At 72.1% G+C, this 15,130-nt stretch carries 18 protein-coding genes and 1 pseudogene; 7 read left to right on the plus strand and 12 right to left on the minus strand.

From position 1 onward, the window contains the following. Nucleotides 1-86: 86 nt before the first annotated feature. Genes O7542_RS30090 through O7542_RS30100 form a run of 3 tightly spaced genes read right to left on the minus strand, consistent with a single transcriptional unit; the run spans nucleotide 87 to nucleotide 3,905 of the window. Nucleotides 87-1,907: an ABC transporter ATP-binding protein gene (locus O7542_RS30090; RefSeq protein ID WP_166456923.1), complete on the minus strand. Its 1,821-nt coding sequence runs from the start codon at nucleotides 1,905-1,907 to the stop codon at nucleotides 87-89. Nucleotides 1,908-1,944: 37 nt separating this feature from the next. After that, entirely contained in the window at nucleotides 1,945-2,457 is a 513-nt protein-coding gene (locus O7542_RS30095; protein WP_166456922.1) for a methylated-DNA--[protein]-cysteine S-methyltransferase, read from the minus strand. Then, nucleotides 2,454-3,905: an AlkA N-terminal domain-containing protein gene (locus O7542_RS30100; protein ID WP_166456921.1), complete on the minus strand. Its 1,452-nt coding sequence runs from the start codon at nucleotides 3,903-3,905 to the stop codon at nucleotides 2,454-2,456. The genes O7542_RS30095 and O7542_RS30100 overlap by 4 nt, the downstream gene beginning before the upstream one ends. Before the next feature lie 243 nt (nucleotides 3,906-4,148). On the opposite strand from O7542_RS30100, the gene O7542_RS30105 reads away from it, so the two are divergent. After that, complete coding sequence (locus O7542_RS30105; protein WP_240925835.1) at nucleotides 4,149-4,613, plus strand: hypothetical protein; 465 nt, start codon at nucleotides 4,149-4,151, stop codon at nucleotides 4,611-4,613. A gap of 128 nt (nucleotides 4,614-4,741) precedes the next feature. Here O7542_RS30105 and O7542_RS30110 read toward each other — a convergent pair. Beyond that, a pseudogene (locus tag O7542_RS30110) lies at nucleotides 4,742-5,563 on the minus strand (EamA family transporter); the annotation flags it as partial. An 89-nt stretch (nucleotides 5,564-5,652) separates the two neighbouring features. On the opposite strand from O7542_RS30110, the gene O7542_RS30115 reads away from it, so the two are divergent. Genes O7542_RS30115 through ychF form a run of 3 tightly spaced genes read left to right on the plus strand, consistent with a single transcriptional unit; the run spans nucleotide 5,653 to nucleotide 8,071 of the window. Beyond that, the gene (locus O7542_RS30115; protein WP_166456919.1) at nucleotides 5,653-6,159 is read left to right on the plus strand and encodes a MarR family transcriptional regulator; all 507 of its coding nucleotides are present in this window, start codon (nucleotides 5,653-5,655) and stop codon (nucleotides 6,157-6,159) included. Nucleotides 6,160-6,189: 30 nt separating this feature from the next. Continuing rightward, nucleotides 6,190-6,927, plus strand: coding sequence for a peptidase E (locus tag O7542_RS30120; RefSeq protein ID WP_187693375.1), 738 nt, complete (start codon nucleotides 6,190-6,192; stop codon nucleotides 6,925-6,927). A gap of 58 nt (nucleotides 6,928-6,985) precedes the next feature. Next, the gene (gene ychF / locus O7542_RS30125) at nucleotides 6,986-8,071 is read left to right on the plus strand and encodes a redox-regulated ATPase YchF (protein WP_281605521.1); all 1,086 of its coding nucleotides are present in this window, start codon (nucleotides 6,986-6,988) and stop codon (nucleotides 8,069-8,071) included. A 103-nt stretch (nucleotides 8,072-8,174) separates the two neighbouring features. On the opposite strand, the gene O7542_RS30130 is transcribed toward ychF, so the two are convergent. Both O7542_RS30130 and O7542_RS30135 read right to left on the minus strand, forming a co-directional pair. Further along, the gene (locus O7542_RS30130; protein WP_210883710.1) at nucleotides 8,175-9,176 is read right to left on the minus strand and encodes a hypothetical protein; all 1,002 of its coding nucleotides are present in this window, start codon (nucleotides 9,174-9,176) and stop codon (nucleotides 8,175-8,177) included. Next, on the minus strand, nucleotides 9,173-9,529 hold the full coding sequence (locus O7542_RS30135) for a helix-turn-helix transcriptional regulator (RefSeq protein ID WP_210883703.1): 357 nt from the start codon (nucleotides 9,527-9,529) through the stop codon (nucleotides 9,173-9,175). The genes O7542_RS30130 and O7542_RS30135 overlap by 4 nt, the downstream gene beginning before the upstream one ends. A gap of 187 nt (nucleotides 9,530-9,716) precedes the next feature. On the opposite strand from O7542_RS30135, the gene O7542_RS30140 reads away from it, so the two are divergent. Then, nucleotides 9,717-10,040, plus strand: a complete 324-nt coding sequence (locus tag O7542_RS30140; protein ID WP_247677212.1) for a hypothetical protein — start codon at nucleotides 9,717-9,719, stop codon at nucleotides 10,038-10,040. 193 nt (nucleotides 10,041-10,233) lie between these two features. Here O7542_RS30140 and O7542_RS30145 read toward each other — a convergent pair whose 3' ends face one another. Further along, nucleotides 10,234-10,761: a hypothetical protein gene (locus tag O7542_RS30145; protein WP_210883701.1), complete on the minus strand. Its 528-nt coding sequence runs from the start codon at nucleotides 10,759-10,761 to the stop codon at nucleotides 10,234-10,236. Between the two features lie 189 nt (nucleotides 10,762-10,950). On the opposite strand from O7542_RS30145, the gene O7542_RS30150 reads away from it, so the two are divergent. Beyond that, nucleotides 10,951-11,196: a hypothetical protein gene (locus tag O7542_RS30150; protein WP_210883699.1), complete on the plus strand. Its 246-nt coding sequence runs from the start codon at nucleotides 10,951-10,953 to the stop codon at nucleotides 11,194-11,196. Beyond that, nucleotides 11,186-11,521, plus strand: a complete 336-nt coding sequence (locus tag O7542_RS30155; protein ID WP_210883697.1) for a hypothetical protein — start codon at nucleotides 11,186-11,188, stop codon at nucleotides 11,519-11,521. Before O7542_RS30150 ends, O7542_RS30155 begins: the two co-directional genes overlap by 11 nt. Nucleotides 11,522-11,546: 25 nt before the next feature. Here the strand turns inward: O7542_RS30155 and O7542_RS30160 are convergent, their stop codons facing one another. The 5 genes from O7542_RS30160 to O7542_RS30180 all read right to left on the minus strand — a co-directional run bounded on the left by O7542_RS30160 (nucleotide 11,547) and on the right by O7542_RS30180 (nucleotide 14,792). Then, complete coding sequence (locus O7542_RS30160) at nucleotides 11,547-11,996, minus strand: NUDIX domain-containing protein (RefSeq protein WP_281605522.1); 450 nt, start codon at nucleotides 11,994-11,996, stop codon at nucleotides 11,547-11,549. Between the two features lie 6 nt (nucleotides 11,997-12,002). Continuing rightward, a complete protein-coding gene (locus O7542_RS30165) occupies nucleotides 12,003-12,722 on the minus strand; it encodes a DinB family protein (protein ID WP_281605523.1) in 720 nt (239 codons plus the stop codon). Between the two features lie 143 nt (nucleotides 12,723-12,865). Next, complete coding sequence (locus O7542_RS30170; protein WP_064447924.1) at nucleotides 12,866-13,561, minus strand: hypothetical protein; 696 nt, start codon at nucleotides 13,559-13,561, stop codon at nucleotides 12,866-12,868. Continuing rightward, entirely contained in the window at nucleotides 13,558-14,436 is an 879-nt protein-coding gene (locus tag O7542_RS30175) for an ABC transporter ATP-binding protein (protein WP_043328404.1), read from the minus strand. The genes O7542_RS30170 and O7542_RS30175 overlap by 4 nt, the downstream gene beginning before the upstream one ends. Next, nucleotides 14,433-14,792, minus strand: a complete 360-nt coding sequence (locus O7542_RS30180) for a GntR family transcriptional regulator (protein ID WP_043328406.1) — start codon at nucleotides 14,790-14,792, stop codon at nucleotides 14,433-14,435. Before O7542_RS30180 ends, O7542_RS30175 begins: the two co-directional genes overlap by 4 nt. Between the last annotated feature and the right edge of the window lie 338 nt (nucleotides 14,793-15,130).

Genomic DNA, 15,130 nt, shown 5'->3' on the forward strand with positions numbered 1-15,130 from the left:
GCCGTGCGCCTGCCCGTGCCCGGCGGTGCGCGCGCCGGTGTCGCGCGGCGCGTCGCGGGGCCGGGGCACCCGCGGCGCGCCGCCGGTCACGAGCGCACCAGACCGACGCCGCCGGAACGGCGCTCCGGCTCGGCGGAGAGCACCGCCCGGTACGCCGGCACCCGGGCCAGCAGCTCCGAGTGGGTGCCGACGGCGACGATCCGGCCGCCGTCCAGCAGCGCCACCCGGTCCGCCAGCGCCACTGTCGAGGGGCGGTGCGCCACCAGCAGGGCCGTGGTGCGGCTCTCCCGCAGCACCCGGCGCAGCGCCGCCTCCACGAGCGCCTCGGTGTGCACGTCGAGCGCGGAGAGCGGATCGTCGAGCACCAGCAGTGCGGGCCGCCCGAGCACCGCGCGGGCCAGCGCGAGGCGCTGCCGCTGCCCGCCGGACAGCGACAGCCCCTGTTCACCGACCCGGGTGGCCAGCCCCCAGGGCAGCTCGTACGCGAAGTCCGCCTGCGCCAGCGCCAGCGCCGCCCGGACCTCCTCCTCGCCCGCCTCCGGCCGCCCCAGCGTCAGGTTCTCCCAGACCGACATGGAGAACAGGGTCGGCTCCTCGAACGCCACCCCGACCAGCCGTCGCAGCGAGCCGAGCCGCAGGTCACGCACGTCGCGCCCGTCGACGGTGATCCGGCCGCCGGTCACCTCGTGCAGCCGGGGGACGAGCGACAGCAGCGTGCTCTTGCCGCAGCCGGTGACGCCGACGAGCGCCATCGTCTCGCCCGGCTCGACGGTCAGGTCCAGGTCGTGCAGCACCGGCGCCGAGGTGCCCGGGTAGCGAAAGGTGACCCCCTCGAAGCGGAGCCGGCCGCGTACGTCGGCGCGCTCCAGCGACCGGGCGTGCGGCGCGTCCACGATCGTCGGGCGGGTGTCGAGGACCTCCTGGATCCGGTCGGCGGCGGTGGCGGCCTCCTGGCCGTTGGCGATGATCCAGCCGAGCGACTGCACCGGCCAGATCAGCATGAGCTGGAGGCTGACGAACGCGACCAGCTCCCCGATGGACAGCGCGCCCTCGGCGACGGCCGCCGCGCCGGTCACCAGGACCGCGCCGAGGGTCAGGTTGGGCACCAGGTCGAACAGCGCCGAGGTGCGGGCCAGCAGCCGCGCCTTGCCGATCCCGGTGTCGTGCAACCGGCGCGCGCCGACGGCGAACCGTGCGGCCAGTTCCGGCCCCCGCCCGTACGCCCGCATGGTGCGCAGCCCCTGCGCGGTCTCCTCGACGAGCGTGGCCACGTCGCCCTGCTGGTCCTGCATCCGGCGCGACGCCGCGTGGTAGTGCCGGGCGAAGCGGCGGCTGATCAGGAACAGCGGTACGGCGCTGGCCGCGACCAGCGAACCCAGCCAGGGGTGCAGCCGGATCAGCAGCACCACCACGGCGACGTAGGTGATCAGGTTGAGGACCAGGAACAGCAGCCCGAAGGAGAGGAACCGCCGGATCACCGAGAGGTCGCTGGTGATCCGGGACAGCAGCTGGCCGGACTGCCAGCGGTCGTGGAAGCCGGCCGGGAGCCGTTGCAGGTGGGCGTAGATGTCGGCGCGGATGGCCGCCTCCATGCCCACCGAGGACGACGACTGGGTCCAGCGGCGGATGAAGATGAGAACCGCCTCGGCCAGCCCGAGCAGCAGCGCCAGGGCGCCGAGCCGCAGCAGCCCGGCCTCGTCGTGCCGGGCCACCGGCCCGTCGACCACCCGCTGCACCACGAGCGGAACGGCGAGGCTCGCCGCGGTGGCCGCGAGCGCCGCCACCAGCAGCCAGGCGAACTCCGTCGCGTACGGGCGCAGGTAGGGCCGCAGCCGCCAGAGGTTGCGCAGCGGCTTGGACCGGGCGTCGTTCTGCGCCGCGGGGTTGCCGTCGCTGGGCGCGGGCACTACCCGACGGTAGCCGCCGGGGGTGACGTTTCCGCTGTCAGCTAGCCGTCACCCGTCCCTCATGCCCGAGAAGCCACTTCTTCACGGGCAGGCCCCAGCGGTAGCCGCCGAGCGTGCCGTCGGTGCGCAGCACGCGGTGACAGGGCACGAAGAGCGCTGCCGCGTTGCGCGCGCATGCCGCCGCGGCGGCGCGGACCGCGGCGGGGCGTCCGGCCAGCGCGGCGAACCCGGTGTAGGTGACCGGGTCGCCGGGCTTGACGTCGCGCAGCACCTGCCAGGCATGCGTCAGGAAGAGCCCGCCGCTGTGCTGCTCCACCGGGACCGCGTCGATCGCGGCGAGGTCTCCGTCCAGGTAGGCCCGGACGGCGGCAGTGACCGGACCGAGGTCGGCCCGCTCCCGCAGGTCACCACGCAGGCTCGGGTGGGTCAACGGCGCCAGGGCCGCCGGGTCGGGCGTGAATCCGGCCGCACGTACCGCGCCGTCGGGGCCGGCGAGCACGCTCAACGGGCCGACCGGTGTGTCGATGACGGTGCTGTCCACAGTGCTCATGCTGCTCTCCAGAGTCGGATCGTCGCGTAGGACCGCCAGGGGCGCCAGCGTTCGGCGTACGCGAGCAGGGTCTTGGGGGTGTCGGGCAGGCCGAGCGCGGTTGCGCCGCGGCGTACGCCCAGGTCGGTGGTGAGGGCGACATCGGGGTCGCCGAGTGCGCGCATGGCCAGGTAGCCGGTGGTCCACGGGCCGACGCCGGGCACCGCGGCCAGGAGCCGGACCGTCTCCTCCCGGTCGCCCCCGGGTTCCAGGTCCAGCGTCCCGTCGGTGACGGCGCGGGCCAGCGCCCGGATCGTCTCCCGGCGGGCGGCCGGCATCCGGAACGCCGGGTCCGGCGCCGCGAGCACGTCGGCGGGACCCGGGAACGCCACCAGGCCGTCGGCCGGGTCGTCGGTGCCCGAACCGCTCGCCGACGGGACGGCGGAGAGCAGGCGGGTGAGCGTGGTCCGCGCCGAGGTCAGCGAGACCTGCTGGGTCACGACGGCGCGGACGGCCAGCTCGAAGCCGTCGACCGCGTGCGGAAGCCGGACGCCCGGCTCGGCGACGACCGCCGGGGCCAGCGCCGGGTCGGCGGCCAGGGTGGCGTCCACCGCGACCGGGTCGGCGTCCAGGTCGAGCAGGCGGCGGCAGCGGGCCACCGCGGGAGCCAGGTCACGCATGTCGGCCAGCCGCAACGTGGCGTCGATGTGGCCGTCGGACGGGGTCAGCGCCACCGTGCCGGGACCGTGCGGCAGGCGCAGCCCCCGGTGGTAGGTGCCGTCGCGGACCACCTCGACGCCGGGCAGCGCGCGCAGCGCGAGGAAGTCCAGCAGCGCGCCCGCGTGCAGCGGTGGCCGGTATGCCAGCCGCAGCGAGAGCGTGCCCGCGCCGGTGGCCGAGGCCGGACCGCGTCGCCCGGCGCGCAGCTCGGACGGGGTGCCGCCGTAGACCTCACGGACCGTCTCGTTGAACTGCCGGACGCTGCCGAACCCGGCGGCGAAGGCCACCTCGGCCAGGCCGAGGCCGGTGGTCTCGATCAGGATCCGGGCGGTCTGCGCGCGCTGTGCCCGGGCCAGCGCCAGCGGGCCGGCGCCCAGCTCGGCCTGGAGCATCCGGTGCAGGTGCCGCTCGGTGTAGCCCAGCCGGCCGGCCAGCCCGGGCACCCCGTCGCGGTCGACCACGCCGTCGGCGATCAGCCGCATGGCGCGGCCGACCAGGTCGGCCCGGACGTCCCACTGCGGGGAGCCCGGCGCCGCGTCCGGCCGGCACCGGCGGCACGCCCGCAGCCCGGCCCCCTGCGCGGCGGCGGCCGACGGGAAGAAGCGGACATTCTGCCGCTTGGGTGTCATCGCCGGACAGGACGGCCGGCAGTAGATCCCGGTCGACGTCACGCCGGTGTAGAACCAGCCGTCGAACCGCGGATCGCGGCTGTCGACGGCCCGGTAACACCGCTCAAAGTCCAGCTCCATGCCCCCGATCCTGCCTCGCCGTCCCCGGCCGTGGCTGGCGGTATTCGGACATGACGTGTGGCAGTCGCGCCAGCTCGGGGAGGTGGCGGTATCGCCGGTTCCCGGATGCCGCCACCTCGGCGGAATGGTGTGGATCATGCCCGGCGGACCCGAGAAAGTGTCGTAAGTGGTCGGTACGGTCCCGCCACCAACTCAAGAAAAGGTGCGGGGCATGGCGAGCGTGGCCGGGCGGGGTGTCCGCTGATGCGATCGGGGCGGGCACCGTTGGACGCCGCGGTGGTGCAGGGCTTCTACGAGCGGATGAGGTTGGTGGCGCCGGCCGCCTACGGCGCGATCGAGCGCGACCGGGCCGGTGACCCCGGGCGCCCCTTCCCCGACACCGCCTGCGGCCGGCTGGTCGGCTCGCTCGACCCGGACGGGCTGCGCGCGCTCGGCATGTGGGCGCACCACTGGTGCATGCGCTTCTACGACGACGACACCCGCGTCGGCCTGCGGCTGGTCCGGGAGATCGCCGCCCGGTCCGGCCTGGGCTGGACCGCCGACGAGGTGCGGTGGCTGCTCGACCGGTCGTACGAGGCCGGGCCCGCCGCCGCGCACCGGTTCACGCTGCCGCTGGCCGCCGCGGCGCAACTGCCGGCCGGTGCGCTGCCCGAGGGTGTCGCCGCCGAGGCGTGGCCGGACGACTGGCGCCGGCTGCGGGCCGGCTGACGGCGCCGCCACCAGCCCACCGCTCCGCCGCCCGCCCGAACGCCGACCAGCGCCATCGCCGGGTGGTCCGCGTCGCCACCCAGCCGCGGGCGAGGAGGCCGGTCCGGCATCTGGGCGAGCACCATCGCCGCCACGGCCACCGCGAAACCGGCGAGCTGGACCGGGTCCAGCGCCTCACCGAGCACCGCCCAGCCGAGCGTCGCCGCAGTCAGCGGGCTCAACGCGCCGAGCACCGACACGCGGGACACCGGCAGTCGCGCCGCGCCCCGGAACCACAGCACGTACGCCAGCGCGGTGCCGGCCAGCCCGAGCCACGCGTACCCGAGGAGGGCCGGCCCGTCGGGCACGGGCGGCGCGCCCTCGACGGCGGCGGCGACCGGCACGATCATCAGGCCACCGGCGACGAGTTGCCAGCTCGTCGCGGCCAGGACGCCCACTCCGGGTGGCCGGCCCCAGTGGCGGGTGAGCACCAGCCCGGTGGCCATCGCCACGGCCCCGGCGAGCCCGGCGGCGACGCCGAGCGGGTCGAGGCCGGCGCCGGGGCGCAGCACCACGAGGGCGACGCCGAGCGGGGCGGCCACGGCGGCGACCAGCGCCGGCCGGGTGGGGCGGTCGCGGAGCAGCGCGACCGTCAGCACCGCCACCAGCAGCGGCTGGGCGGCGCCGAGCACGGCGGCGGTGCCACCGGGCAGCCGGTACGCGGCGAGGAAGAGCAGCGGGAAGAACACCCCGATGTTGAGCGCGCCGAGCGCGGCGGCCCGCCCCCACCAGCGGCCGTGTGGTCGCCTTCGGGTCAGCGCGAGCAGCAGCAGACCGGCCGGGAGGGCGCGGATCGCGCCGGCCCAGAGCGGCCGGTCCGGGGGCAGGAGTTCGGCGGTGACCAGGTAGGTGGTGCCCCAGGTGACGGGGGCGGCGGCGGTGAGCGCGACGTCGGTCCAGCGAGAGTTCACAGCAGCTTCCTCAGCTCTAAGTATCTTAGGGCTAAGCTACTCAGGCCCGAGCGAAAAGGGAAGTGGGACGTGGGGCACAATCGGCAGCCGTGACAGGCGACGAGGTGGACGCGATCGTCGAGCAGTGGCGGCGGGAACGACCCGGCATGCGGCCCGAGCCGATGGCCGTGTTCGGCCGCATCTACCGGCTCGCCCGGCTGGTCGGCGACGGCCAGGAGAAGGTGTACGCGGCCTGGGGCATCGGCCGAGGTGAGTTCGACGTGCTCGCCGCGCTGCGCCGCTCCGGTGAGCCGTACACGCTGGCGCCGAAGGCGCTCGCCGCCTCGCTGATGCTCACCTCGGGCGGCATGACCGGGCGGCTCGACCGCCTCGAACGGGCCGGCCTGGTACGGCGCTCGCCGGACCCGGCCGACCGGCGGGCGCTGCGGGTCATACTCACCGACACCGGTCGCCGGGTGGTCGAGGAGTCCGCCGAGGCCGGGCTCGCGGTGCAGCGGCGGATCCTCGACGCGCTGCCCCCGGCCGACCAGGAGCGGCTGGCCGACCTGCTGCGTACGCTGCTCGCCGCGGCCGACACCTCCGGTCCGGCACAATGATCGTCACTGTCATCGGCCGGAAGGACGCCCGTGCCCGCCACTGAACCGACGATCGTCGCCACCAGCATGGGTTTCGCCAGCCGTCGTCGTGGCCCCTGGGACGCCCGGCCCAGCGCCCTGTTCGACCTGATGGCCGACCTGGCCGGGGCCGGTGACGCGCCGCGCGTCTGCTACCTCGGCCAGGCCACCGGGGACCAGCCGACCGGGTTCACCGTCTTCTACGGCGCCTTCGCCGGCACCCGGTTCCGAGCCTCCCACCTGGCGCTCTACCCGATGCCGAACGTCGAGGACATCCGCGCCCACCTGCTCGCGCAGGACGTCATCTGGGTCGGCGGCGGCAGCGTGGCCAACCTCTGCGCGGTCTGGCGGGTGCACGGCCTGCCGGAGATCCTGCACGAGTGCTGGCAGGCAGGCGTGGTGCTCGGCGGTGTCTCCGCCGGCTCGATCTGCTGGCACACCGGCGGCGCCACCGACAGCTACGGTCCGACGCTGCGGCCCTTCACCGAAGGGCTGGGCTGGCTCCCGTACGGCAACGGTGTGCACTACGACAGCGAGGAACAGCGGCGACCGCTGATGCACCAGCTGGTCGCCGACGGCACGCTCCCGGCCAGCCACTGCACCGACGACGGCGTCGGGTTGATCTACCGGGGCACCCGGCTGGCCGAGGCGGTGGCCGACCGGCCGGGCGTGGCCGCGTACGAGCTGGTCCGCGCCGAGGACGGCACCGCCCGGGAGACCCGGATCGAGCCGCGCCTGCTGTCGGAGTGACAGGCTTCGCGGACCTGCCTGCCCGGCGCGGGCGGCGAACCGCGTAAGCTGGTTCGTCGTGAGTCTCACCATCGGCATCGTCGGCCTGCCCAACGTGGGCAAGAGCACCCTGTTCAACGCGCTGACCAAGAACGACGTGCTCGCCGCGAACTACCCGTTCGCCACCATCGAGCCGAACGTCGGCGTGGTCGGGCTGCCCGACGAGCGGCTGGCCAAGCTGGCCGAGATCTTCTCCTCGCAGAAGGTGCTGCCGGCGCCCGTCTCCTTCGTCGACATCGCCGGCCTGGTCCGCGGCGCGTCCAAGGGGCAGGGCCGGGGCAATGCGTTCCTCGCCAACATCCGCGACGCCTCGGCGATCTGCCAGGTGGTGCGCGCCTTCTCCGACCCGAACGTGGTGCACGTCGACGGCAAGGTCTCCCCGGCCGACGACATCGAGACGATCAACACCGAGCTGATCCTGGCCGACATCCAGACGCTGGAGAAGGCGCTGCCCCGGCTGGAGAAGGAGGCCAAGCTCCGCAAGGACCGGGCCGCCGCCGTCGAGGCCGCAAAGAAGGCGGTCGAGGTCCTCGACAACGGTGTGACCCTGTACGCGGGCGCCGCCGCCGCGAAGGTCGAGCTGGAGCACCTGCGTGAGCTGCACCTGCTCACCACCAAGCCGTTCCTCTACGTCTTCAACGTCGACGAGGCCGAGCTGGGCAACGCCGAGTTCCTCGACGAGCTGCGCGGCCTGGTCGCGCCCGCCGAGGCGATCTTCATGGACGCCAAGATCGAGTCCGAGCTGGTCGACCTGCCCGAGGACGAGGCCCGCGAGCTGCTGGAGTCGATCGGGCAGTCCGAGCCCGGCCTGAACCAGCTCGTCCGGGTCGGCTTCCGCACGCTCGGGCTCCAGACGTACCTGACGGCCGGCCCCAAGGAGGCGCGGGCCTGGACCGTCCCGGTCGGCGCGACCGCGCCGGAGGCCGCCGGGGTGATCCACAGCGACTTCCAGCGCGGCTTCATCAAGGCCGAGGTGGTCTCCTACGCCGACCTGGTCGAGGCCGGATCGATGGCGGCGGCCAAGGCCGCCGGCAAGGTCCGGATCGAAGGCAAGGAGTACGTCATGCAGGACGGCGACGTGGTGGAGTTCCGCTTCAACGTCTGAAATCGGGCGCATCCCCCGCGCCTCAGGCTTAATGTGGCCGGCCGCCCGGTCGCTTCGCTCACCCCCGTTGTGACGACGCGATCGGGCGGCTCACAGTGGTGGGCTACAGCCGGAACATGTGCCTGCGGAGGCTTCGGCGAGTTGGACGTCGTTCGCCCCTCCCGTTAGTGATCGCCCGTCGGCGGCCGGCGATTCCCAGCATGAGCAGCGCCGGGCCGAGCAGGCTCACGAGGATCGCGTAGGCAGCCAGGGTGCCGAACTCCACGCTTGGGGAGCCCCGATACGGGCTCACGGTTCCAGCGAGCTTGTGCAGCGCGAGTTGCCCGACCGGTGCGAGCAGCACGAGTAGGGCCCAGATGCCGCGGTTGTCGCGGTGGAGGGCGAGCCCGAGGGCCAGCAGCAGAGCGACAGCCATCAGGAGCCCGGCGGCGGTCGGTAGGAACCGGGCGGTACTGGCGGCGTAGTACCCGTCAAGCGCATGGTGTGCGGCCAGGTATGCGGTTGTCCCGCCGGCGCCTACCGCCGCGAGTGGTGTTCCAATCCGGATGCTGGGGGACAGCCGCTCCGGTAGCAGGAGCGCCAGCGCGCCGAGAGTGGCCTGGGGCAGCAGGATGAACAGTGGTGGCCTGGGCAGGCCGGTCATCGCGCCCGCCGGCACAGTCGCGATCGTGAGCACAAGAGCGACGCCTACTGCGGCCCGGGTTGCCCGTCCCGGTGAGAGAGCCACGGCGATTGCGGCGACGAGCCAGGCGGTCCACGCGATGAACCCCGGTGAGGCGAGCGGGCCGACATGCGGGATGTTCCACTCAGGCGGGGCAGGGCGCAGTTCGGCCACCCACCAGATGGCCGCAAGCGTGGTGGCGACCAGTAGTGCCACGACCGAGGCGAGACGCACCCCGTGAATCAGGTCGAGGAGGCCGGCGGCGCGCAGCCGCTGACGAAGGCCCCCGCGCATCAGATCCGCGACATCTCCGGGTGAGGGCCAGCGCTGGCCGGGCTTGGCCAGGTCAAGATACGTCCCGACGATCTCCGCGCCACGCGAGCGGCGATAGTCCGAGGGGTACGCGCTCAGCAGGCGCAGGTAGCGGCGTTCCAGGGTCGTCACGCGAGTCCTCCAGCGGTACGCGGGCGGAAGGTGCGGCCTCGTGCGCGGAGCCGGATCGTGGCCACCTCGACGTTGCGTCGCAGCCGTTCCGTCTCCTCGGTCAACGTGGCGTCACCGGCGGGTGAGAGGCGGTAGTAGCGGCGCGCTCGACCGTTGACGATCTCTTCCCTGTCGACCTCGACCAGGCCGGCGTCGACCAGCCGGTCGAGCGCGCCGTAAAGCGTGCCCGGGCGAAGGGTGACTCTGCCGTCGGAGAGAGCGGCGACGTCGCCGATCAACCCGTAGCCGTGCATCGGCTCCTTGGCCAGCGCGGTCAGGATCAAGAAGGTGGGTTCGCGCAGCGGTGTGTCCATGAGCAGCAATATATCGGACGCGAGCATATATCGGGGGGCGATATAAGGGTTCGCCTGAAGCACAAGGGGAAGGGCGTCGCCGGCAAGGTGTGGCAGGGGCCGTGCCGCCGATCAGCAGATGGCTGGTCGGGGAGTGACGACGACGATCAGACCGACTCCCAAGCTGGCCGTGCGAAGATCAGCGGCGATGAACGCCGACGCCTGGAGCTTGATCGACGGCAGAGCCGAGCGGGCGAGGCGCTCGTGGTCGGCGACCAGGGCGGCACTGCCTGTTGGTGAACAAGTCCGGGTACGAGTGCTCGCGGCGATGCCGTTCGGCGTATTCGTCGAGATAGAGGGCCAGCCGGATGCGCTCGGTCTGCTGGAGACAACCGCGCTATCCCGCGGCGGCGAGCTGCCCGCTCTCGGCGTCTGCTTCGAGGCGGTCGTGGCCGACCATACCGTTCACAATTGGCAGGTGAGGCTACGGTCGGCCGACGTCGAAGGCGGCGCCGAGCGACCAGCCGGGTGACGCCCTCAAGTCGGCCGTTGCCGCAGGTCAAGCGTGCCGACGATTAGGGCCGTTGATCCACAGCTTGATCTGGGCACCTCGGCGCAGAGCGTCGAGCAGCTCCTCGCGCACTGGTCCCGCCGCAGTCGCCAGGACCCGGTCGTGCAGGCGTTCCTGTGCACAAGGCCGGGACCCGTGCGGTCACTGCGCGAGGCTACCGACGAGAGCTCGACGCAGCGAACGTCTTCACGTCCTGAAGCAGGAGGTCCAGGAAGGTGGCCAGGTCCGGGGCGGCCACGTCGAAGCGCGGATCCTCCGAGGTGTAGATGCCGTCGAGGACGAGGTCCGGAGGGAGCCGGTAGACGGGCCACCCGTCCGGCGTCGCCAGCGCGTACTGCGTGCCGCCGCCGTCGCTGGCGAACACGATTACATCGGCGTCGTGGCGGCCACGTACGCGCCAGAGGTCCCGTGCCTCGTGGACGTGGACCACGTGGGAGGCGCTGTGCAGGAAGAACCCGTTGTCGATGTCGGCCAGGTCGACGGCGTCCACTACCGCGTACAGGTCGGCAAGGACAGCGGGGACGGCGGGACGGGCGGCGGCGATCAGCGCGGCAGAGGTCGTCGTGGGCTCACTGACGGCATTCTCGCCGGGCGGGTATCCGTAGCGGTCCTCGAAGTCGAGCACCGCGGAAGCGACCGCCTTCCGCAGATCCTCCCGCCAGGTCACCAGGTCTCGTTGCATCACGGCAGGACACTGCCACCGTGAACCAGATCTGACCAGGAGCGCTGGGAGCGGGACGACCATCCGACCTGTCGTACGCCCGTACGCCGGATTCCGGGTCTTTGATCTCTTGGCCGGCACTGCGACGATGCAGGCCGTCGGAGGCGGCCGTGTGCGGACGTCTCGTGTCTCACCGACCGAGGAGTCGATGTGCGTCTGCCCCGTGAGCCCCACCCGGTTGACCGGCCGGTCCTGCTCATCTCCATGATCGTCTGTGGCGGCCTCGGGACCCTTGCGGCGAGCGGATGGAACGGCGACGCAGGGCGGTTCCAGCCGATCGCGGCAGTGCTCGCCGTGGTGCTGTTCGCGTGCTTCCTGATCATGTTCGCGGTGTTCTGGGTCGGCTGGCTGATGCGCGGCCACGAGTTGTGGCGCGAGGAGCGGCGTGAGCGCTGACCAGGACCGTTACCGGCATGACCGCCGGTGGCTCGAACACGCGGTGCACGAGCTTCCGGCCGGGGTGCTGTGGGGCGCCGACGGCGCGACACCCGCACAGTGCGCCGAGATGCTGGACGGTCTGGACGAGTTCGCTCGCACCTGTGCCCGCCTCGGGCTCGACGACCACACCGGGTTCATCGAGGACTGCCGGTGGCACTTCGACCACTACCCGCACTACCTGAGCCGCCGCCACATCGCGGACTACGCGACGTACATCCGCGATCGTCGCGGACCGATGCGGGTCTCGTCGCCGCCGACGCCGGACTGGCTACGACGTCACTGACCACCGCCGCCGTTCTCCCTGGTGGTCAGGCGCGACGCTCGGCAAGGACCCTGCGGAACAGGGCGGGGTAGTCGGCATGAGCCAGCGGTAGCGCTCCGAGCGCGTCTTCGGTGAACCAGCCGATGGCTTCGTGTTCCTCCGGCGCGAGGTTGGCCGGATACCCCGTCCACGCTTCGACCAGCCAGATCCGCATGGAGAACGTGTCGGCGTGAATCTCGTGCACGGGCGGACCCGACGGCACCGCCACGTCGACGCCCAGTTCCTCTCGAAGCTCACGGGCAAGTGCGACACGGGGCGGTTCCCCGGGCTCGACGTGCCCGCCGGGCAGGTCCCAGACGTCGGGCAGCACACGACGCAGGGGAGAGCGGTGGCACAGGAGTATCCGGTTGCCGTCGCACAGCAACCCGGTGACGATGCGCGCCTTGGGAGATCCGTCCGCCGAGGCCTCCGATGCGGGGCCGGTCCACGTGGACACCGGACGCTACGCCTGCGCGTCCAGGTCGCGCACTGCGAAGCGGAGGTGTTCCCACTCCTCGTCGAAGATGACGTGAAGGCAGTGCAGGACCGGCTCCTCGTGTTCGGGTGACCAGGCTGACGGCCGAGGCTCGGCGAGCAGCTCCGGAGTGACGCCCGTGAGGAAGTCCCGCACCATGGCCTGCCGCTCGGCGCGCAGATCGAGCACCTGGGCGAGACTCGGCCGCGCCGCGGGGAAGATCGACATGTCGAGTCCGTCCGTCTCGTACTCGGCGTGCGGCTGCCCGAGCGGATGGAAGGGCTGCGGCAGGCGCAGGATCGCCTTGCCGAGCCAGGCGTCGGTGGCGAACGCGAGGTGGCGCAGGGTCTGCGCGAACGACCACTCGCCGTCGATCGAGATGTCGGCGGCGCCGTCGGGCATGGACACGACCCGGTCGACCGCGGCCGCCCAGGCTCGTTCGAGCGCCGCCCACGCCGCGCGCAGGCCGTCGGGATCCTCGGCACGCCTCAGCTCGCGCCCGGGGAACCGCCGGTTGAGTTCGGCCTCGACGAGCGGCACGACGTCGACACCGTTGACCAGCAGCGCGCCGTCGGTGAGCCACGGCGCGTCGATGTCGAGCCCGCGCACGTCGACGCCGCGCATCACCGCGCCGGCCAGCGTCGACCTGGTGAAGCGCGCGCCTTGCAGGTCCCGGTCCACGAACGTCGTGAGGTCGCTCTGGTCCACGGCGCACCCCTCTCGTCGGCGATCGCGGCAATGCTAGCGAGCGGGTCCGACAACAGCTGTCGATGCGACCGAACCGGGGAGCTGCGGGTGGCGGCCGACGACCCGCATCGCGCGGATCGTCGGCCGACCATCCGTGCCCGCCGTCAGGCGTTGGCCCGGCGGATGGCCGCCATCCCCCCGAGGGCGGCCACCGCGGCGATCAGGGCGGGCCACCCCACCAGCAGGCTGACCTGGTGCTGGCTGCTCAGCCACTGCCAGATGTCACCGAACCATCCCTGCCAGGTGATCAACGCGACGAGCAGGCCGGTCACCAGGATCAGGGCCGCGCCGGCCCCGAACAGGCCGTTCATGCCGAACCGGACGTACCAGACGGCGACGAAGACGGAGACGAAGTTCAGGAACAGGAACGGCACCGCGTAGACGGCGATCTGCAACAGCCCGTTGTCGACGTCGACGTACGGGATTCGGAAGAACCGCAGCTGGATCCCGAAGCCGCCGGTGGCGCCCTCGATCAGGTTGAGCAGGTAGAGCAGGACGCCGTAGACGACCGCCTGCACCACGTTGACGAGCACCGTGGCGAGGTAGAAGGTGCGCCGGGTGACGCCCATGCCGAGCGCGAACGGGAACACCTGGCTGATCGAGGTGGCGGCGACGATCGAGCAGACGATGTAGATACTGACCAGACCGCCCGTGGTGTTCTTGCCCGGCGCGGCCTCGTCGATCGAGGCGAAGATCAGCAGGTTGACGCCGAGCGAGATGGCCATGATGCCCCATGGCCAGGCCAACTGGCTGACCCAGGCGATGGTGTGCATCCGGGCGACGTCGAGGATACGAGTCATCGCGCGTTCGTCCTTTCCGTCGTCAGGCGCACCACGGCCTGTTGGAGCGACACCGGTGCCAGGTCGATGCCGAGCTTCTTGGCGCGCGTCCGTTCGGCGTCGTCGAACGACCCGCGCAGCGACGCGCGGACCGCGCCGCCGAGTTGCTCACGATGCAGCGCCTGGTGCGCGGCGGCGAACTCGTCCACCGCAGCGGCCGGGCCGGACGCCTCCACCACCTCGCCGCGCAGCTCGTCGCTGGGCGCGTCGAGCAGCAGCTTTCCGCGGTCGAGCAGCAGTACGTGCTCGATCAGGTCGGCCACCTCGTCGATGAGGTGTGTGGAGAGCACGACGGTGCGCGGATTCTCGGCGTAGTCGGCGAGCAGCCGGTCGTAGAAGAGTTGCCGGGCGACCGCGTCGAGACCGAGGTACGGCTCGTCGAAGAAGGTCAGCGGCGCGCGTGCGGCCAGGCCGATCGTCACGCCCAGCGCGGACAGCATGCCGCGGGACAGTTTGCGTACCTTGCGCTTGCGCGGCAGGTCGAAGTCGTCCACCAGGGACTGCGCGAAGTCCTCGTCCCAGTTGGGGAACAGCCGCTTGGCCAGGCTCAGCACGTGCCGGACCTGGTACGCGGTCGGGTACGTCTGACTCTCCTTGATGAAGACCACCCGCGACAGCACCCGCTCGTTCTCGTACGGCCGCTCACCGAAGAGCATGAGGTCGCCGCTGGTGCCGCTGTTCTGGCCGGTGATCAGCTGCATCAGCGTCGTCTTGCCGGCGCCGTTGCGGCCGAGAAGCCCATAGATCTTGTCGCCCGTCAACGTGAAGGTGACGTCATCGAGAGCGGTCACCTCGCCGAACCGCTTCGTGAGCCCGGCTGCCGCCACGACGCTCATCGCTGTTCCTCCCCTGTGTCGATGAGCTTCTTCAGCTCCTCGGTGCCGATGCCCAACTTGCGTGCCTCCTCGATGAGGGGCCGCACGTACTGGTCGGAGAACTCGCGCCGGCGGCGTTCCCGGAGTGTTTCGACGGCGCCCGTTGCCACGAACATTCCGATCCCCCTGCGCTTGTAGAGAAGCCCGTCATCGACCAGGCGGTTGATCCCCTTGGCGGCGGTCGCCGGGTTGATCCGGTGGAACGCCGCAAGCTCGTTCGTCGACGGCACCTGGGTCTCCTCCGCGTACGTCCCGTCGATGATCGAGTTTTCGATCATCTCCGCGATCTGGACGAAGATCGGCCGGCCGTCATCCATCCTGGTTCTTTGGTTCATTACTCATGTAACTAACCTTGGCGCTCGCGGGCCGGGGCGTCAAGTCTTCTTCGGGTACGCGTGGCCGATTACGGCTCGATCGAGTTCGCGCCGTGACACTGACGATCGACGAGAGCACCCGCCAGGTACGGCAGTCCGTCTGCGGCTGTTGCGACACCGCCGCGGAGCGGACCTGGGCCGACATCCATGCCGACGACGCGTCACCTTCGGCTGCCGGGTCGGGCCGGTGGCCGGCTCGCCGGGGCCGGCCGCGACGCTCGTCAACGGCGGTGAGGTCGCGGGGGACAGCCCGATCTTCGGCCGCAAGCTCCCCGAGTTCC

It is taken from the genome of Micromonospora sp. WMMC264, from assembly GCF_027497275.1.
Classification (GTDB): domain Bacteria; phylum Actinomycetota; class Actinomycetes; order Mycobacteriales; family Micromonosporaceae; genus Micromonospora; species Micromonospora chalcea.

Bases quoted from the DNA above. Each gene is read 5' to 3' on its own strand.
- O7542_RS30135 (WP_210883703.1), bottom strand. From the start codon at position 9,529: ATGGACACACCGCTGCGCGAACCCACCTTCTTGATCCTGACCGCGCTG.
- O7542_RS30180 (WP_043328406.1), bottom strand. From the start codon at position 14,792: ATGGATGACGGCCGGCCGATCTTCGTCCAGATCGCGGAGATGATCGAA.
- O7542_RS30175 (WP_043328404.1), bottom strand. From the start codon at position 14,436: ATGAGCGTCGTGGCGGCAGCCGGGCTCACGAAGCGGTTCGGCGAGGTG.
- O7542_RS30145 (WP_210883701.1), bottom strand. From the start codon at position 10,761: ATGCAACGAGACCTGGTGACCTGGCGGGAGGATCTGCGGAAGGCGGTC.
- O7542_RS30100 (WP_166456921.1), bottom strand. From the start codon at position 3,905: ATGGAGCTGGACTTTGAGCGGTGTTACCGGGCCGTCGACAGCCGCGAT.
- O7542_RS30105 (WP_240925835.1), top strand. From the start codon at position 4,149: ATGCGATCGGGGCGGGCACCGTTGGACGCCGCGGTGGTGCAGGGCTTC.
- O7542_RS30095 (WP_166456922.1), bottom strand. From the start codon at position 2,457: ATGAGCACTGTGGACAGCACCGTCATCGACACACCGGTCGGCCCGTTG.
- O7542_RS30140 (WP_247677212.1), top strand. From the start codon at position 9,717: ATGAACGCCGACGCCTGGAGCTTGATCGACGGCAGAGCCGAGCGGGCG.
- O7542_RS30170 (WP_064447924.1), bottom strand. From the start codon at position 13,561: ATGACTCGTATCCTCGACGTCGCCCGGATGCACACCATCGCCTGGGTC.